Raw genomic sequence first — 16,136 nt, forward strand, 5'->3', positions numbered from 1 at the left:
CAAAGCAGCTGCGCCACCCCGCAGGGCCAGACCGGCCGCACCGCCTGCGGCAAGCGCTGCGCCGCCAACGGCAAGGCTGGTGCCGACGGCTGCACTTGCGCCGAGCTGCGGGCCGCCGGAAACGAGGCCGTTGGCAATGCCAGGACCGAATATCCCGAGGCCCAGCAATGAAAGCGCGGCCAGCACGACGGCCATGGCATCGTCGATCGTCGGTGTGGCGCCGCCGAAACCGGCGGTGAACTGGCTGAACAGGGTGGAGCCGATGCCAATGATGACGGCGAGCACCAGCACCTTGATGCCGGAAGAGACGACATTGCCAAGTACTCTTTCCGCCATGAAGGCCGTCTTCCCGAACAGTCCGAACGGGATGAGGACGAACCCGGCCAAGGTCGTCAGCTTGAATTCGATCAACGTGACGAACAACTGGATGGCCAGAATGAAGAACGCCAGCAGGACGAGCGCCCAGGCGAACAGCAGGCAGGCGATCTGGATGAAATTCTCGAAGAATGCGACCCAGCCCATGAGGTCGGAAATTGATTCAAGCAGAGGACGCGCCGCGTCGAGACCGACTTGCGCCACCTTGCCGGGCCGCAGGAGGTCCGCCGTCGAAAAGCCAGTACCAGACCCTTTGAGACCGAGGCCGGCAAAGCTCTCGAAGATGATACGGGCCAGATTGTTCCAGTTGTCGATGATGTATGCAAAGGCTCCGACGAACAGGGTCTTCTTCACCAGACGCGCGATGATGTCGTCGTCGGCGCCCCAGCTCCAGAACAGGGCGGCGAGTGTCACGTCGATGACGATCAGCGTCGTGGCGATGAAGGCGACCTCGCCGCCGAGAAGACCGAACCCGCTGTCGATATAGGAGGTGAAGACCCCGAGGAAATTGTCGATGACGCCGCTGCCGCCCATGATTCACTGCCCTTCGACGATCTGTGGGGCGGCCGGTGCGGAAGCCCTGCCAAGGAAGCGGTCTCGTGTTTCCGACCAGACACGCAGGCATTCGGGATCGCTGGTGGCAGCCTGCCCAAGCTGCTGGCACCGGCGCTGGCCGAGCCGGAGGGGATCTGCCGGCGATGCGACAGCGGCTGTGGATCGTGTCCATGGCGCGAGAGCCTCTCTCTTTCTGATCATCTCGGTCGCCGTCGCGGTGATCGCGACGGCGACAAAGACGACGGCGCCCAGACGGGCCAGCATCTTGCCGTCCATGGCCAGCGCCCTCAGTTGAACATCTTGGCGCTGCCGGCCTGATAGCCGGAGCCTGACGTCAGGAAGCGCTGGCGCTGCACGCGCCCCTGTTCGGCCGCGGCGGCCCGTTCGGCCTCGGTGAGCGCGGTGGAGCGGCCATTGGCGGCAAGCAGTGCGGTGAGGTCGGAAAGCTGCTGCGACTGAAGGGCGAGAAGCTGGTTTCCCGCCTGCGCGGCCTGAAGCGCACCGGTCGCGCCCTGGCTCTGGCCGACCAGTTGCGACATCTCGGTGCGGTTGGTGTCGATATTGCCGACGACGGTGGCCTGCACGCGCATGGCGTCCTGAAGTCCGCCGACGCTGTTCTTCCAGCGCTCCTTTGCATCGGCGACGAGCTGCGCGTCGGTGGCCGACAGCGAGACATTGGCGTATTTCGACTGGAATGCCTGATCGATCTGGCCGACGTCGAAGGCGATGTTCTGCGCCTGGGACAGAAGCTGCTGCGTGCGGCTCACCGATTGCTGGATCTGCTGGAGCGACGAGTACGGCAGACTGGCGAGATTGCGTGCCTGGTTGATCAGCATCTGCGCTTCGTTTCGCAGGCTGGTGATCTGGTTGTTGATCTGCTCCAGGGCGCGCGCGGCGGACAGAAGATTCTGCGAATAGTTCGTCGGGTCGTAGACGATCCAGGCGGCGGACGCCGGCGGCGCCAACACCAGCGAAGCCGGTACTGAGAGAGTAAGAATGGATGCGGCAAGCAGTGCCGCGCGGAAAGGGCGAGTCTTCATGATTGAGCCTCCTTGTCGGGCTGAGGGATGAGATTGGCGAGGTCGGGAATGAGGTCGGCTGCCCAATCGGCGCCGCGCAGGCGCAGCCAAGCGGCAAGGAAGCCGTCCCGGCCGTGATCGGCGAAAACGCGGGCGATGGCGGACTGGTCGGATTTCGAGGAGGCGGCCGTCAGCGCCAGTCCTATTTCGGACAGGCCCAGATCGAACAGGCGGTTCCCCCTGCGGCTTTGGCAGTAGTAGTCCTTTTTCGGCGTAGCCCGCGCGAGGATTTCGATCTGGCGCGCGTTCAACCCAAATCGCTGATAGATCGCGGTGATCTGCGGTTCGACAGCGCGCTCATTCGGAAGAAGCAGCCGCGTCGGGCAACTTTCGATGATCGCCGGGGCGATCGCCGAATTGTCGATGTCGGACAGCGACTGTGTGGCGAAGATGACTGATGCGTTCTTCTTGCGCAGGGTTTTCAACCATTCCCGCAACTGCCCGGAAAAGGCTTCATCATCGAGCGCCAGCCAGCCCTCATCGATGATGAGCAAGGTGGGCGAGCCATCTAGCCGGTCGCCGATGCGGTGGAACAGATAGGACAGGACGGCCGGAGCGGCGCCGGTGCCGACCAGCCCCTCGATCTCGAAGGCCTGCACCGACGCGCTGCCGAGGTGCTCGGTTTCGGCATCGAGCAGCCGGCCATAAGGACCGCCGACGCAATACGGCCTGAGCGCCTGCTTCAGGTCGTTCGATTGCAGCAGCACCGTCAGGCCGGTGATGGTGCGTTCCTCGACCGGCGCGGAAGCGAGAGAGGTCAGCGCCGTCCAGATATGCTCCTTGACGTCAGGCGTGATCGCGATGCTCTCGCGCGTCAGGATGGCGACGACCCAGTCGGCCGCCCAGGCACGTTCGGGCACGTCATGGATGCGCGCAAGCGGCTGGAGCGAAACGGAAAATGCATCCCCTTCGGTCAGGTCGCCGCCCAGATCATGCCAATCGCCGCCCATGGCAAGGGCCGCGGCCCGGATAGAACCGCCGAAATCGAAGGCGAAGACCTGGGCCTGGGCATAGCGCCGGAACTGGAGCGCCATGCAGGCGAGCAGCACGCTCTTGCCCGAGCCGGTCGGCCCGACGACGAGCGTGTGCCCGACATCGCCGACGTGAATGGAAAGCCGGAACGGGGTGCTTCCTTCGGTCTTGCCAAAGAGCAAGGGGGCGCTACCCAGGTGGTCATCCCGTTCCGGCCCAGCCCACACGGCACTGAGGGGAATCATGTGGGCGAGATTGAGCGTCGAGATCGGAGGTTCGCGCACGTTGGCGTAAACATGCCCCGGCAGCGAACCAAGCCAGGCATCGACGGCATTGATGGATTCCGGCATCGCCGTGAAGTCGCGACCCTGGACAACTTTTTCGACAAGCCGGAGCTTTTCGTCGGCAAGGCGGGGATCGGCGTCCCATACGGCGATGGTCGCCGTGACATAGGCCATGCCGGCATAGTCGGCGCCGAGTTCCTGAAGCGCGATATCCGCATCGGCCGCTTTGTTCGCGGCGTCGGTATCCACGAGGACAGACGCCTCGTTGGTCATCACTTCTTTCAGGATGGCGGCGATCGACTTGCGTTTCGCAAACCACTGGCGACGGATACGGGTGAGCAGCCTGATGGCATCTGTCTTGTCCAGCAGGATCGCGCGCGTCGACCAGCGATAGGGAAAGGCCAGCCTGTTCAACTCGTCGAGGATGCCGGGCGTGGTTGCGGTCGGGAAACCGACGATGGTGAGGATGCGCAGATGCTTGTCGCCTAGCCGCGGCTCCAGCCCGCCGGTCAGAGATTGATCGGCCAGCAGCGCGTCCAGGTACATCGGCGTTTCGGGAACGCGGACACGGTGCCGTTTGGTCGAGACGGTGGAGTGCAGGTAGGTCAGCGTCTCGGCATCATCGAGCCAGTGGCATTCGGGCATAAAGCCGTCGAGCAGTGCCAGCACGCGATTGGTACGATCGATGAAGCCGCGCAGGATCTCGTTCGGATCAACGCCGGATCGCTCGCGCCCCTCATAGAGCAAGGTCTCGGCACGAGCCGCATCTTCGGCGGGCGAGAGATAGGTGAAGGTGAGGAAGTAGCCGGAATTAAAATGGCTGCCCTGCTCCTCGAAATCGGCCTTGCGCTCGGCGTCGAGCAGAGCCGAGGCCGGATCGGGAAAGCGATCGTCGGGATAGGTAGCGGCCTCCTGGCGCTGCGCTTCCACGAAAATCGCCCAGCCGGAACCGAGACGGCGAAAGGCATTGTTCAGCCGGGCGGCGACGGCGACCAGTTCGGCAGCAATAGAGGATTCCAGATCGGGACCGCGAAATCGGGCGGTCCTTTGCAGCGATCCGTCCTTGTTGAGAACGACTCCCTCGCCGACGAGTGCTGCCCAGGGCAGGAAGTCCGCGAGACGGCTGGCGGTGCGGCGGTATTCGGTAAGATTCATCATGGCCACGCCCTCAAACCGACAGATGTCCGGGGATACGAAGGTGACGGCGGCCGACTTCCACGAACAGCGGATCGCGTTTTGCCGCCCAGACCGCCGCGAAATGCCCGATCGCCCAGATGGCGAGGCCGACCAACCAGAGCCGCAGACCGAGACCCACGGCCCCGGCGAGCGTTCCGTTCATGATGGCTATGCTTCTCGGAGCGCCACCGAGAAGGATTTGCTCGGTGAGCGCCCGGTGAACGGCGACGGTGAAGCCCGGCACCTCGCTGACGTGTTCCAGAACGCCCGCCATCAGACGAGCGCTCCGCCGCCGAACGAGAAGAAGCTGAGGAAGAAGGAACTGGCAGCGAAGGCGATCGACAGGCCGAAGACGATCTGGATCAGTCTCCTGAAGCCGCCGCTCGTATCGCCGAAAGCAAGGGCAAGGCCAGTGGCGATAATGATAATCACGGCGACGATCTTGGCGACCGGCCCTTCGATGGATTCGAGGATCGATTGAAGCGGCGCCTCCCACGGCATCGAGGATCCGGAAGCATGAGCCGGTGCAGCCGCCATCACCATGATCGTGGTGAGGGTCACCAGGCTCATGAGGTGGCGACGCAAGCCGCGCAGAAACGGCATGCAAGCGCTCGCCTGAAGCGGCACGCTGGAGGGGATGATTGGCGGGCTGAAGAGCTGCCGCAGAACAGGCGGGAATCGGAGGGGCATGGCTATTCTCCTTTCGGGAGCGGTTGGCGGTCGGGGAAAAAGCGTGCGGGGGTGACACGGTAGTCGCCGTCGGGCCCGAGTCCTTCGACACGGGCAAGTTCAGAGAGGTGGCGCGCGGAGCCGCGACCGGAGAGCACTGCCACGATGTCGATGGTCTCGGCGATCAGTGCCTTGGGAACGGTGACGACAGCTTCCTGAACGAGCTGTTCGAGCCGGAGGAGCGCACCGACACTGGTGCCGGCGTGGATGGTGCCGATGCCGCCGGGATGCCCCGTTCCCCAAAGCTTCAAGAGATCGAGGGCTTCCGGGCCTCGCACCTCGCCGACGATGATGCGATCGGGCCGCAAGCGCATCGCCGAGCGCGCCAGATCGGTCAGATTGGCGATAAAATCCTTGGTGCGCATCGGCACCTTGTTCTCGGACTGGCTTTGAAGCTCGCGCGTGTCCTCGATAATGAGAAGCCGGTCCCGCGCCTTCGCGACTTCGGCCAGCAGCGCGTTGGTGAGCGTCGTCTTGCCAGTGCCCGTGCCGCCGGCGACCAGCATATTGGCGTGCGAGGCGACGGCCTCGCGCAGCAATGCCGCCTGATCGGCGGTCATCGTTCCCGCCGAAACATAGTCGTCGAGAGTAAAGACCGAGATCGCGGGCTTACGGATGGCGAAAGCCGGACCGGTGACGATCGGAGGCAGGAGGCCTTCGAAGCGTTCGCCGCTGTCGGGCAGCTCGGCCGAAACACGCGGAGCGCCTCCATGAACCTCCCCGCCGACATGGTGAGCAACCAGTCGGATGATGCGTTCGCCGTCCGCGGGCATGATGCGCTCGCCCGTGTCGAACATGCCCTCCGAGAGACGGTCGATCCACAGGCGACCGTCCGGGTTCAGCATTACCTCGACGACGCTGGGATCTTCCAGAAATCGGGCGATGGCAGCACCCAGCGCGGTGCGCAGCATCCGTGCGCTACGCGCAAAGCCTTCCGAATTTCGATGTGAGACTGCCATCCGATCCCCGTTTCTCGCCCGGGAAGTCAGACGGTCCCCGGACGGGGATAATTAAAAGAGCCGGAAATTCCGGCGTTTCAACAAGGAATTAGCGTCGTAGTAGTATAGAGAGCAAATACAGGAAAACGGCGGTTGAGCTTTGTCCTAAACATATTCGATCTTAAGCTCGCAACCTCAATGCGATAACAAATCGCATTGTGCCGATGATTCGATTTCGAGCTGTTGGAGTATGAATTGAGCAGCAATCCAGAAGACATTTTCAGTCAGCTACAGTCCAAAAACGCAGCATCGAAGGGACCAAAGAACCCCAAGTTATCGGCGCGACAAAAATACAATCGCCGGAAGATATGGCTATCGCATGCTCTCGATCAAATGGAGATCTCCATTGCTGACCTGCTTTCGCAGGAAGGAGCAGTCTATAAACGAGCCGAGATCGACACTCTGAAAAATGCAATAGAGGAATTTAGAAAGACAACAGAGCTGAAAGCTCCCGAGCCGGCCGCCCTTACGCAGGAGGAGATCGACGGTTTCACGGATATGTTGAGCAATCTGAAACCGTGGGAACCGCCTTCAAAAGAAGAGCTTGCCTCATTGTATGCGTCGCTTGAACTGGCGGTAGAAACCGATGATGATGCCCCTGATAATGACGGACTGAGTGAAACTTGATGCAAGAAGAGCAATCGGACTTCGTGAAACCTGAACGATCATGATGTCGGCTCGTCCGATCGTGCGGTGACATCCTCGGAAATCTCCTGCCGCAGCTTCGGCCCTTGGGCCAGCCGTCGGCCGAGCGCGGTCACGAACGCTTCATAGCGTTCAGTAGCTTTGGCGCGTGCCGCTTGCGCCGCCGGTTCGGGCAAGGCTGGCGTGGTCGTAAGCCAGAAACGGACGAATACGGCCAGCGTTTCGACCGAGATGCCAAGATCGCGCTCCAACCGCGTCATGCGGCGGTCGATCTGATCGAGGCGCTTGGCAATCAGTGCCTCCCGCCGTTCCACGTCATCCGGTGACAGAAACGAGGCGACGGCCGCCTCCACAATCAAAGACATCGGCTGCTCCCGGCGAGCCGCATAATCCGAGAGCATCGTCATGACGTCAGGTTCGAGATAAACGGAGATCTGCGCTTTCTTCTTTCGGCCGGTCATGGTGCTCACAGCTCCATCCCGTCATTCGGATCAAGCGAGACCTGCCGTGCCACGCCTTGCATGAGACGGGTCATCCGACGGTTCCGGGTGGCTTCCTCCTCCATCTCGTCTGGGGGATCGATCTCGAACTCGTTCTCGATGGGCTCCCTCTTCTCGACGGGTTTCACGCGGCCCAATTCTGGCTGCCGGCGGCGCTCGGATTCGGTCGGGTCCTCATCCTCCTCGGCGGAGCCCGCCACAGCTTCGTCAAACGGGGCACGGTTCGGGATCGGCAGGCGGCTCCAGTCGTCCGGATGCGGCTCGCTGGTGCGGACCAGTTTCGGCGGCGGCATTATGCGCTCCTGAAACCTGACATCCTCGAAGTATCGCGCCTTCTTGGCCCGGATCGGCGGTGTTCCCGCGACCATGACGATTTCGTCAAACGGCGGAAGCTGCATGATCTCGCCAGGCGTAAGCAGCGGCCGCGCGGTTTCCGAGCGCGAGACCATCAAATGCCCGAGCCAGGGCGACAGCCGATGCCCGGCATAGTTCTTCATCGCCTTCATCTCGGTGGCGGTGCCGAGCGCGTCGCTCACCCTCTTCGCAGTCCTCTCGTCATTCGTGGCGAACGACACCCTCACATGGCAGTTGTCGAGGATCGAATTGTTCGGCCCATAGGCTTTCTCGATCTGGTTCAGCGACTGGGCGATCAGGAATGATTTGAGGCCATAGCCCGCCATGAAGGCCAAGGCGCTCTCGAAGAAATCCAGCCTGCCCAATGCAGGAAACTCGTCCAGCATCAGCAGCAGCCGGTGGCGGCCGCCCTTCGCCTGCAGATCCTCGGTCAGGCGGCGGCCAATCTGGTTGAGGATCAAGCGGATCAGCGGCTTGGTGCGATTGATGTCGGACGGCGGAACGACGAGGTAGAGCGTCGTCGGGCGTTTGCCACCGACGATGTCGGTAATGCGCCAGTCGCAGTGCCGCGTCAACTCGGCGACGACAGGATCGCGGTACAGGCCCAGAAACGACATTGCGGTCGACAGCACGCCGGATCGCTCGTTGTCGGATTTGTTCAGCAGCTCACGCGCCGCCGACGCGATGACCGGGTGCGGACCTCCTTCATCGAGATGCGCGGTCTTCATCATGGCTGCGAGCGTCGATTCGATCGGCCGTTTCGGATCGGACAGAAATGCCGCGACGCCGGCCAGCGTCTTGTCCTGCTCGGCATAAAGGACATGCAGGATCGCGCCGACCAGCAGCGCGTGGCTGGTCTTCTCCCAATGGTTCCTTTTGTCCAGCGACCCTTCCGGATCGACCAGGATGTCGGCAATGTTCTGGACGTCGCGGACCTCCCATTCACCCCGCCGCACCTCGAGCAGCGGATTGTAGGCGGCCGATCGTGCATTGGTCGGGTCGAACAGCAGCACGCGGCCGTGCCGGGATCGGAAGCCGGCGGTGAGCATCCAGTTCTCACCCTTGATGTCGTGGACGATGGCCGAACCCGGCCAGGTGAGCAGCGAAGGCACGACCAGGCCGACGCCCTTGCCCGATCTCGTAGGCGCAAAACATAGGACATGCTCCGGGCCATCATGCCGCAGATAGGCCCGATCGAGTCTGCCGAGAACAACGCCGTCGGGGCCGAGCAGACCGGCGGCCTTCACTTCCTCCGGCTCGGCCCAGCGCGCCGAGCCATAGGTCGCAACATTCTTGGCCTCGCGCGCCCGCCAGACCGACATGCCGATCGCAACCGCGATGGCGATGAAGCCGCCAGACGCCGCGATCATGCCACCTTCGACGAAGATCGGCGGCGCATAGGCATCGTAGAAGTACCACCACCAGAAGAAGGCCGGCGGGTAATAGACCGGCCAGCCGACGATCTGGAACCAAGGGTGACCGAGCTGCGGCTGGAAACCGAGCTGCCAGGCCGTCCACTGTGTCGCGCCCCAGGTCGTCATCAGCACGATCAGAAGGACGGTGAGGATCTGGCCCCAGAGGATTTTCGTCGCGGACACGGCCATTCCCTCGATGGATGGTGTCCGTCAACTCCGACTTCTAAGCGGCAAAACGCAAGCAATTTCAAAGTATCGTACAAGCGCCGGATAAAAATACAGGCAAACGGCGGAGTTCAGCGCTGTACATATCGCCCCGACTGGTCGTAGTTCGGCGAGCCACGTTGACCAAAGGCGTTCCACATGAGATCGAACAAAGGCTTGAGCGAAGTTGCCGGCTCCTCCACGGCCCCGGCGGCGTCAAGTGTCAGCTCCGGCAGAATAATCCGGTCGGCTCTATGCGGATAAGCAATTCCACCACGCCATTCGTCGATCGGAGCCGATACACCGCGTACACCAAGAAGGCTTACCAGCACCGCATAGGGCGCAGGTATGGATCGTCTTTTGTATTCGCCGAAAATCTGGCGCAGACCCGAGATTACATCTTCCTCAACGCCTGTCAGGGAGACATTGCGCTGGCCGTCCTTCCCGCCAATGTGTATCTTTGCCACCGCCTCCGCGATACCATTGCGAAAGAGCGTCGAAAATGCGCGGACGGTTTCAACTCGCTCCTCGGGTCCTGAATAACTGACCAGGCCGTCAAGCGAGTACATCGGATTTGCACCGCTTGCTCCAAGAGGCCATGGCCACATGGTCCCGCCCCGTTCATCGAAAGACAGTTGAACGCCGTCCGTGAAAGATGCCCGTGGCACGACTTGCAGGATCAGCCGTCCGTCACCCTCCTTACCAACTGCAAGAGGTCCCTCGTTGTTCGTCAGGACTTCAAGCCGCTCGGCGCGGAAACGTCTAATCCTCTCTTCAACCTCGGAAGCAAACAGGAAAGCTCTACGCAATTCCTCTACAGACATCGGATGTTTTCCATTTTCGTCGCGGATGAAGAAACGGTGGTCTTTGGCGACGGTCACACGATGGGGCGCGCTCCAGCTCCGCGCGACCTTGATCACCAGAGCGCCCCGTTCGGCTCCCAAGGCAATCCACTTGATCCGGAGATCAAGGAGCGGTGGTTCGAACAACGAACGAATGGCTTCAGAAACCGCCCGAACCAACCCGTCAGGATCCCGTTCGGTTACACCGCAAACGTCTGATGCAATCCCATTTTGTTCATCAATGCCGATGAGCAGGTATCCGCCGAGTGCATTGGCCATTGCCGAGACATCCGCGGCAAACTCCCGTCTGTCGTCATCCTTGCGCCCATAGTGATCGCGCTTGAACTCAAGTTGGCGTCCTTCGGGAATTCCCTCGTCGACGAGAGCTTGGAGATCGGTCAAAGAAATTTCATCGAATTCTTTAGTAAACATCGAATCGCTCTTGGGATTTAGTGTTCAGAGCGTCGTATTTGAGAACCCCCAACAAGAACGGGTTATTGGTTTTACAATCCCAATCCCCGTTTGCGGCCAAAACTCCAGTCGATGCCGCCGTCATTGCGGGCGACACCGGAGACGTGGCGGCCAAGCTGCTTTTCGAGGGACGGACTCCAGGGAACGAGCTGGAAGCCGAGGCCGTCGTCGATCATGACGAAGCGGCCGGAGGCGAGCGTAAAGCGCTGGCGATAGGTACCGGCGACATATTCGCCACTGCCAGCGCGGTTGAATGGCTGCCCCCTCTCGGTGGCGAGCTTCTCGCCAAGCGCATCGAGTTCGCGGCGGCGCAAGGTGTCGACCAGCCGGCGGGCGAATACCACGCTACGTCCCTGACGGTCGGCAAGACCTAGCTCGACAAGATGGTCAGCACGGCGGTCCATGGCCTGCTGCACCTCGGCGCCGAAGCCGCCATCGGAGAGCGACAATGGCTCTCTTGCCACCGCCTGCCGGTCGAGCCAAGTCGCGCCCGATACGGTGACCTGTCGCTCGATGTCGAGATCGGAGCGAACGGCGAGCGCGGTACGGCGCTCACCGCGCGCGTCATCGAACTTGCGCAGCTCGACAATCGAGCCGGGAGCGCTGTCGCCGGCCGCATCGAGATCGGGCAGCTTGATGTGATGGGTGCGGCCATCGACGCCGTCGACGACAGCATAGGCCGAGCCCTTCAGCTCGTCGTCGAGACCGCGATCGACCAGGCGGCCGATGATCGGCTCATCGAGGCTCTCACCGGCCAGCACATAGCTGGCCGAGCCGCGTTCGATGCCGCAGTCCGTCAGCGCCTTGTGCATGCGCTTGATAATGTCGCCGCGCTCGCCGAGTTCGCGCAGCACCGCTTCGGCTTCCGGCTTGATGGACCATTGCGAGTGGCCAACCTGTCCAGCCAGGCCAAGGACTTCCAGCTTGCGCAGCCGTCCGACCTTCAGGGCATGAAACTCGTCTGGCTGGCGATCCGGTTGCGGCGCAAGATCGATGATGCCGGTTTCTCGTGCATCCCGGACAAGCTGACGGTCGAGCTGGGTCCATCGCTCCGCTTCAATCTGGCGCTCCAGCGTGCGGCGGATGTCGAGGTCGGTGCGCGGCCCCAGCTCCTGGGTGATGAGATCTCGCGCCCGGTCGCGCATCCCCTCCTTGATGTAGTCGCGCGAAATGACGAGATCCTGGCCGTCGTCGCGGACGCCGCGCACGATCAGGTGGACATGGGGATGCTCGGTGTTCCAGTGATCGACGGCCACCCACTCGAGCCGGGTGCCGAGGTCCTTCTCCATCTGCCCGACGAGATCACGGGTAAAAGATTTGAGATCCGACATTTCCACAGCGTGGTCCGGCGAGACGATGAACCGGAAATGATGACGGTCATCCTGGCTTCGCCCGGCAAAGGCGCTGGCGTCAGCATTCTCAGTGTCCGGCCCAAACAGGCGGGCCTTTTCCCCGTCACGGGTCACGCCCTCTCGGCGCAGATAATTGAGATGGGTGCCGAGCGGCGCAGTGCGTGCCGAATGACGCACGACACGCGCCTTGACGACGGCGCCGCGCGAGCGCGACGAAATCAGTCGATTGGCCTGGATGCTGGCGCGCTGGCCGTGACCGAAGCGCGAGCGATTGCCGGCGACCACGCGGCCGGAGCACGATACGCCGCCGCCAGCCTTCTTCGCCGCGGCGAGCGCCTGCGCGATGAAGGGCCGCGCCGATTGTGCCCGGCTGGACCGGATGCGCCCCGGACGGACGCGGAACTCGCGCTCATCGGCCATGGCACAGCCCCGCAATGTTCAAAAGATCGCGCAGAAACAGGGTGCTGGACCGCTTACGAACATTGCGGCAAAGCTGGGAAATGTTCGCAACGGCGCAGAAACCCAAACAAAAACAAACCCCCGACCGCCGCGCAATGTGCGCCCTTTTATCCTGCCCTCTTTCGGTCGTGGTGCCCAGTCCCAGCCCCTGTGCCCTCCATGCCGCGCAAGAGCCCGACAGGCTGCGAACGGGAGGTGAGGCAGTCATGGGACCGGCCTTTCGGCTGTTCGCTCCACGAACAACTCACTTGACTGCGGCACGATGGCTGAGAGATCGTGCACTTTCGAGATCGTCGGAGCGTCGTTCGACAGACGGCCTGCCGGCAGGAAGGTGGGGCCAGAACCATTATCCGGCTGTCGGATAAAATGCGATGCCCGCCCCGAGGTCGGTGCATCCGCTGCCGCCACAATGATGGCGCTTGCGCTTATTTTGCTATCGATGATCGGGCCGAGTGTGGCGACATAGGCACGCGTCTCAGCCGGTAGCGGACGGCCGTTCAGCGAGGCTTCATAGCGCTTGGGGCCAGCATTGTAGGCAGCAAGAAAGCCCGGCGTTCCGTAGCGATTGTACAGCTCCCTTAAATAGGCTGCGCCCGCTAGAATGTTGTCGTGCGGATCAAATGGATCCCCTCCGAGACCATAGCGGGCACGCAATTCGGTCCATGTGTCAGGCATGACCTGCATCAAGCCTATAGCCCCGGCAGAGGAGATCGCACGCGGATTGTCTGCACTTTCGGCTCGCATTATCGCCCTGATCCAGTGGACGGGCATACCAAAACGTCGCGACGCTTCGACGAGGTGCACCGTGTAAGAATCGTCCCGCGCCATCGATGCGGTCGTCGCACATGCGTTGGCCGAAAGACCGGAAAGGAGAAGGAAGGTAAAGCGCCAGGAAAAGCCGCGCATGGGATCAATTGCCCCCGCTGCGCTTGTGACGCCGGCTCCAATGCAGCGACCAGGACGCACCGCAATCATCGTCGCGAAACAGGGTGGCGCGAATGGGTTGCGGCAGCAAGGGATCGTCAATGAGAAGAGCAATATATTCGCCGGCACGCTCGCCAGTACGGTTCCAGCCCACGCCGATCTGTGGTCCGTCTTCGCCCTGATAGATGCGATAGTCCGGCGCATTTTCGATGTCGGTGGGCTCAAGTCGCACGATGGTAATGTCTCGATTAAACGTAAAGGTATGGATACGGCCGGCAAAGCCTGTCGCATCGCGTGAAAACGTGCCGATCTGTGGCATGAATGCCTCCTTGTGGTTGGCGTGAGAGAAGGTCAACGTACGTGGTTCCGGCCATCAGTCGGCAATCGGGGCGCCTCCGAACGCCCAGACAAAGCGACCATTGCCGTTCTCATCCGTGTAGATCGGAGTCGCTCGGCCGACGACGGATTGCGCTGCGACCGGCCCAAAGTAGCGACCGTCGAAGCTGTCTTGGACACTGCAGTTCATCAGGAAGATTTCGTCGTCTGCGACCCGCCGGCAGCCATGCCAGACCGGCAACTGGCGACCGCGCCGATCACGGTCGAGCGCGTCGCCAAGCGGCGTGCCGTCGACCGTGACGGCACTTCCGATCCGGCAGACCTGCTGACCGGGCAGAGCCGCGATGCGCTTCAGCAGCGGCACGCCGCGTGCGATATAGCCGTGCTGCACCATGAAGTCTGCGAGCGGAGCCGGCGGCATCATCGCCACCAGGTCGGCAACAGAAAACCGCCGTTCGGACGTGACGCGATAGAGGCCGATCGGAACGCTCGCCGACGCGTTCCAGATGAATAAGGTCGAGCTTTGAGGGAGCAGGCAAGCCGCCACACCGATCGCCGCAGAAGATAGGAGCATGACAGAAGCGAAGCGGGTCATCCTTCGATCTCCCGTCTCTTCAGCCAGGCATTATGGCGAGCGGATGTATAGGCAAGCGGCTCCTGGTGGGCGAGCATCCGGTTGGCGACATGGCGCCAGTGATCGGGAGCGACATCGCAGGCTTCAATGCCGACCGCCTCTATCGCGTCGATATGGCGCAGCACGCGTTCGACCTTGGCCCAGCCCTCGATTTTCAAGAGAATGTCGCCGCCGGGGCGCACGAACGGCAGCGTCTGATATGGTTCACCCGGTGCGACCGCGCGGACAATGTCGATGCGCGAGATGACGGTGCCGAAATCGTTGGCCGCCCAGCGCACGAAGGCAAAGATGCTATCCGGCCGAAAGGCAAGAACGGATCGGCTGCGGTCGAGCACCTGTTCGTGAACCTCACGACCGAACCTGATCCAATATTCGATCTTCTTCGCAACCCAGATCAGCTCGACATGGGTGAGATTGTCCGCATTGTTGACGTACGGCATCGGATCGCCGTGGCCGCGGGACGCAGCACTATCAGTCATGGGGGGATCTCCACTGATTTGGAATGGACGTAACAAACGACCGGTGGCATCGCTCAGACAGCGCACAAGCATTCGGACCAGGCCCGTGGAAAATCCCACTTGGCTCTGCCTGTTGCTGTTGAATGAGGTCGCTCACTGTGGCCCGCGGGCAGACTTGTCCCTGAGATTGCGTCAGCGCCTTCATCATCGTGCACCTTTAGGCCGATCTTCGAGGGGAAGCTGTGGTGCACCGACAGCATCGGGAGCCGGCATCAGGCACTTACGGACAAGTGACGCCTTTTCGGTCCTTCGCAACGTTAATTCACGACGATCACGCGGTCCCACGGCGAGAGTTTCGCCATCGCGCGCACGTCCTTCAAAGTTAGAATCTTGGTTAGAGTCTATGTTAGAAGTGCGAATTCGCTTTGCGGATCCGCGCGTTAGGTCTTCTCCCGGTTCCCGATAGCACGTGAGCCCAGTTCCCGATGGCACGAGGGTCCGGGTTCCCGATAGCACGAGGCCGTCCACAGGTCGTCCACAGGCGGAAAGCGGCTCGAAGGCGAGCAGTATCCGTCCGCCGAATTCCGCCTCGAGAAACAGCGTGTAACCCGGCAGAGGCTGGCGGCGGATAGTGTCGCGAAGCTCGAAGGCGAAGCGCTTGAAGGGCGAAAGGCTTCCGGACTTGAGATAGAGATGGCGGAAATCGAAGCGCCAGCCATCTCGCTGGCGGCCGCCATGCTTGCGCACCAGCCGATAGAGCCAGCGATCAAGACCGCCGGTCAGATCGAAATAGGCGCGGTCGATGGTCAGGATGAGTGCATCATCGAGAACGGCGCGATAGAACCAGTCTGGCACGATCAACTCGATACCGTCAGCCTTGCCGTTGCGATCGGTACGCTCCTGCCATTCGTTGATCCATGAGAAGCGATGCCGCCGACGTTCGATCGGCTCGCGGATCGACGTCGAGACCGTGGTCGATTGCAACCGGTCGAGTGCGGCCTTGAGGCGTTGATAGTCACGCAGTGACGTGCGTCGCCCGACGAAGGTGAGGATTTCGTATGGTGTCGCCGCCATCAGCCGCGACGTACGACGGCCAGCGTCTCGCGCCTCGACGATCTGGCTTGCCACCCAGATCAGGATGTCGGCGTCCCAGATTGTCGCCATTCCGTGATCCGGCACAGCTTCAACACGGATCGTGATATTGCCGACGCTATAATCGATCGGCTTGACGCGGTGCGTCTTGGACAGGGAGAAGAATGGATAGGCCATCAGATCCTGCGCGTCGCGCACTGCGAAATCACCGGGCAAGGCTCGAAATATTTCGAGCTGTCCACGTTGGAATTCAGATAGCGGCGGATTCGGTACTGCCATTGA

The 16,136-nt window shown here is 61.8% G+C and carries 17 protein-coding genes; 1 reads left to right on the top strand and 16 read right to left on the bottom strand.

From position 1 onward, the window contains the following. From trbL to trbB, 7 genes are all read right to left on the bottom strand, one after another. The coding region (gene trbL / locus BSK43_RS01920) for a P-type conjugative transfer protein TrbL (RefSeq protein WP_077470698.1) at positions 1 to 909 on the bottom strand (909 nt) is incomplete at its 3' end. A 3-nt stretch (positions 910 to 912) separates the two neighbouring features. After that, a complete protein-coding gene (gene trbK-alt, locus BSK43_RS01925) occupies positions 913 to 1,206 on the bottom strand; it encodes a putative entry exclusion protein TrbK-alt (protein WP_136686658.1) in 294 nt (97 codons plus the stop codon). 11 nt (positions 1,207 to 1,217) lie between these two features. Then, positions 1,218 to 1,970, bottom strand: a complete 753-nt coding sequence (trbJ, locus tag BSK43_RS01930) for a P-type conjugative transfer protein TrbJ (RefSeq protein WP_077470699.1) — start codon at positions 1,968 to 1,970, stop codon at positions 1,218 to 1,220. Then, positions 1,967 to 4,423: a conjugal transfer protein TrbE gene (trbE, locus tag BSK43_RS01935; protein WP_136686660.1), complete on the bottom strand. Its 2,457-nt coding sequence runs from the start codon at positions 4,421 to 4,423 to the stop codon at positions 1,967 to 1,969. The genes trbJ and trbE overlap by 4 nt, the downstream gene beginning before the upstream one ends. 10 nt (positions 4,424 to 4,433) lie before the next feature. Then, positions 4,434 to 4,715, bottom strand: coding sequence for a VirB3 family type IV secretion system protein (locus BSK43_RS01940; protein WP_077470700.1), 282 nt, complete (start codon positions 4,713 to 4,715; stop codon positions 4,434 to 4,436). After that, positions 4,715 to 5,011, bottom strand: a complete 297-nt coding sequence (locus BSK43_RS01945; protein WP_246662477.1) for a TrbC/VirB2 family protein — start codon at positions 5,009 to 5,011, stop codon at positions 4,715 to 4,717. Before BSK43_RS01945 ends, BSK43_RS01940 begins: the two co-directional genes overlap by 1 nt. Before the next feature lie 122 nt (positions 5,012 to 5,133). After that, positions 5,134 to 6,129 (bottom strand): P-type conjugative transfer ATPase TrbB, encoded by a 996-nt coding sequence (trbB, locus tag BSK43_RS01950; RefSeq protein ID WP_077470701.1) that lies wholly within the window; start codon positions 6,127 to 6,129, stop codon positions 5,134 to 5,136. Positions 6,130 to 6,363: 234 nt separating this feature from the next. Here trbB and BSK43_RS01955 point away from each other — a divergent pair, with 234 nt between their 5' ends. Next, on the top strand, positions 6,364 to 6,795 hold the full coding sequence (locus BSK43_RS01955) for a hypothetical protein (RefSeq protein ID WP_077470702.1): 432 nt from the start codon (positions 6,364 to 6,366) through the stop codon (positions 6,793 to 6,795). 38 nt (positions 6,796 to 6,833) lie between these two features. Here the strand turns inward: BSK43_RS01955 and BSK43_RS01960 are convergent, their stop codons facing one another. From BSK43_RS01960 to BSK43_RS02000, 9 genes are all read right to left on the bottom strand, one after another. Then, positions 6,834 to 7,274 carry a CopG family transcriptional regulator gene (locus BSK43_RS01960; RefSeq protein WP_077470703.1) on the bottom strand — a complete coding sequence of 147 codons (441 nt, stop codon included), beginning with the start codon at positions 7,272 to 7,274 and terminating at the stop codon, positions 6,834 to 6,836. A gap of 5 nt (positions 7,275 to 7,279) precedes the next feature. Then, positions 7,280 to 9,265 carry a conjugal transfer protein TraG gene (locus tag BSK43_RS01965; RefSeq protein WP_077470846.1) on the bottom strand — a complete coding sequence of 662 codons (1,986 nt, stop codon included), beginning with the start codon at positions 9,263 to 9,265 and terminating at the stop codon, positions 7,280 to 7,282. 113 nt (positions 9,266 to 9,378) lie between these two features. Continuing rightward, the gene (locus BSK43_RS01970) at positions 9,379 to 10,560 is read right to left on the bottom strand and encodes an ATP-binding protein (protein WP_077470704.1); all 1,182 of its coding nucleotides are present in this window, start codon (positions 10,558 to 10,560) and stop codon (positions 9,379 to 9,381) included. A 71-nt stretch (positions 10,561 to 10,631) separates the two neighbouring features. After that, on the bottom strand, positions 10,632 to 12,371 hold the full coding sequence (locus BSK43_RS01975; protein WP_077470705.1) for a VirD2 family relaxase/mobilization nuclease: 1,740 nt from the start codon (positions 12,369 to 12,371) through the stop codon (positions 10,632 to 10,634). A gap of 243 nt (positions 12,372 to 12,614) precedes the next feature. After that, positions 12,615 to 13,316: a lytic transglycosylase domain-containing protein gene (locus tag BSK43_RS01980; RefSeq protein ID WP_136686662.1), complete on the bottom strand. Its 702-nt coding sequence runs from the start codon at positions 13,314 to 13,316 to the stop codon at positions 12,615 to 12,617. A 4-nt stretch (positions 13,317 to 13,320) separates the two neighbouring features. Beyond that, complete coding sequence (locus BSK43_RS01985; RefSeq protein ID WP_077470707.1) at positions 13,321 to 13,653, bottom strand: DUF736 domain-containing protein; 333 nt, start codon at positions 13,651 to 13,653, stop codon at positions 13,321 to 13,323. Between the two features lie 54 nt (positions 13,654 to 13,707). Next, positions 13,708 to 14,265, bottom strand: coding sequence for a S26 family signal peptidase (locus tag BSK43_RS01990; RefSeq protein ID WP_077470708.1), 558 nt, complete (start codon positions 14,263 to 14,265; stop codon positions 13,708 to 13,710). Beyond that, positions 14,262 to 14,783 carry a DUF2840 domain-containing protein gene (locus BSK43_RS01995; RefSeq protein ID WP_077470709.1) on the bottom strand — a complete coding sequence of 174 codons (522 nt, stop codon included), beginning with the start codon at positions 14,781 to 14,783 and terminating at the stop codon, positions 14,262 to 14,264. The genes BSK43_RS01990 and BSK43_RS01995 overlap by 4 nt, the downstream gene beginning before the upstream one ends. Positions 14,784 to 14,966: 183 nt before the next feature. Then, positions 14,967 to 16,133, bottom strand: coding sequence for a replication initiator protein A (locus BSK43_RS02000; protein WP_077470710.1), 1,167 nt, complete (start codon positions 16,131 to 16,133; stop codon positions 14,967 to 14,969). Between the last annotated feature and the right edge of the window lie 3 nt (positions 16,134 to 16,136).

This window comes from Rhizobium sp. P44RR-XXIV, from assembly GCF_001999485.2.
Taxonomy (GTDB): domain Bacteria; phylum Pseudomonadota; class Alphaproteobacteria; order Rhizobiales; family Rhizobiaceae; genus Rhizobium.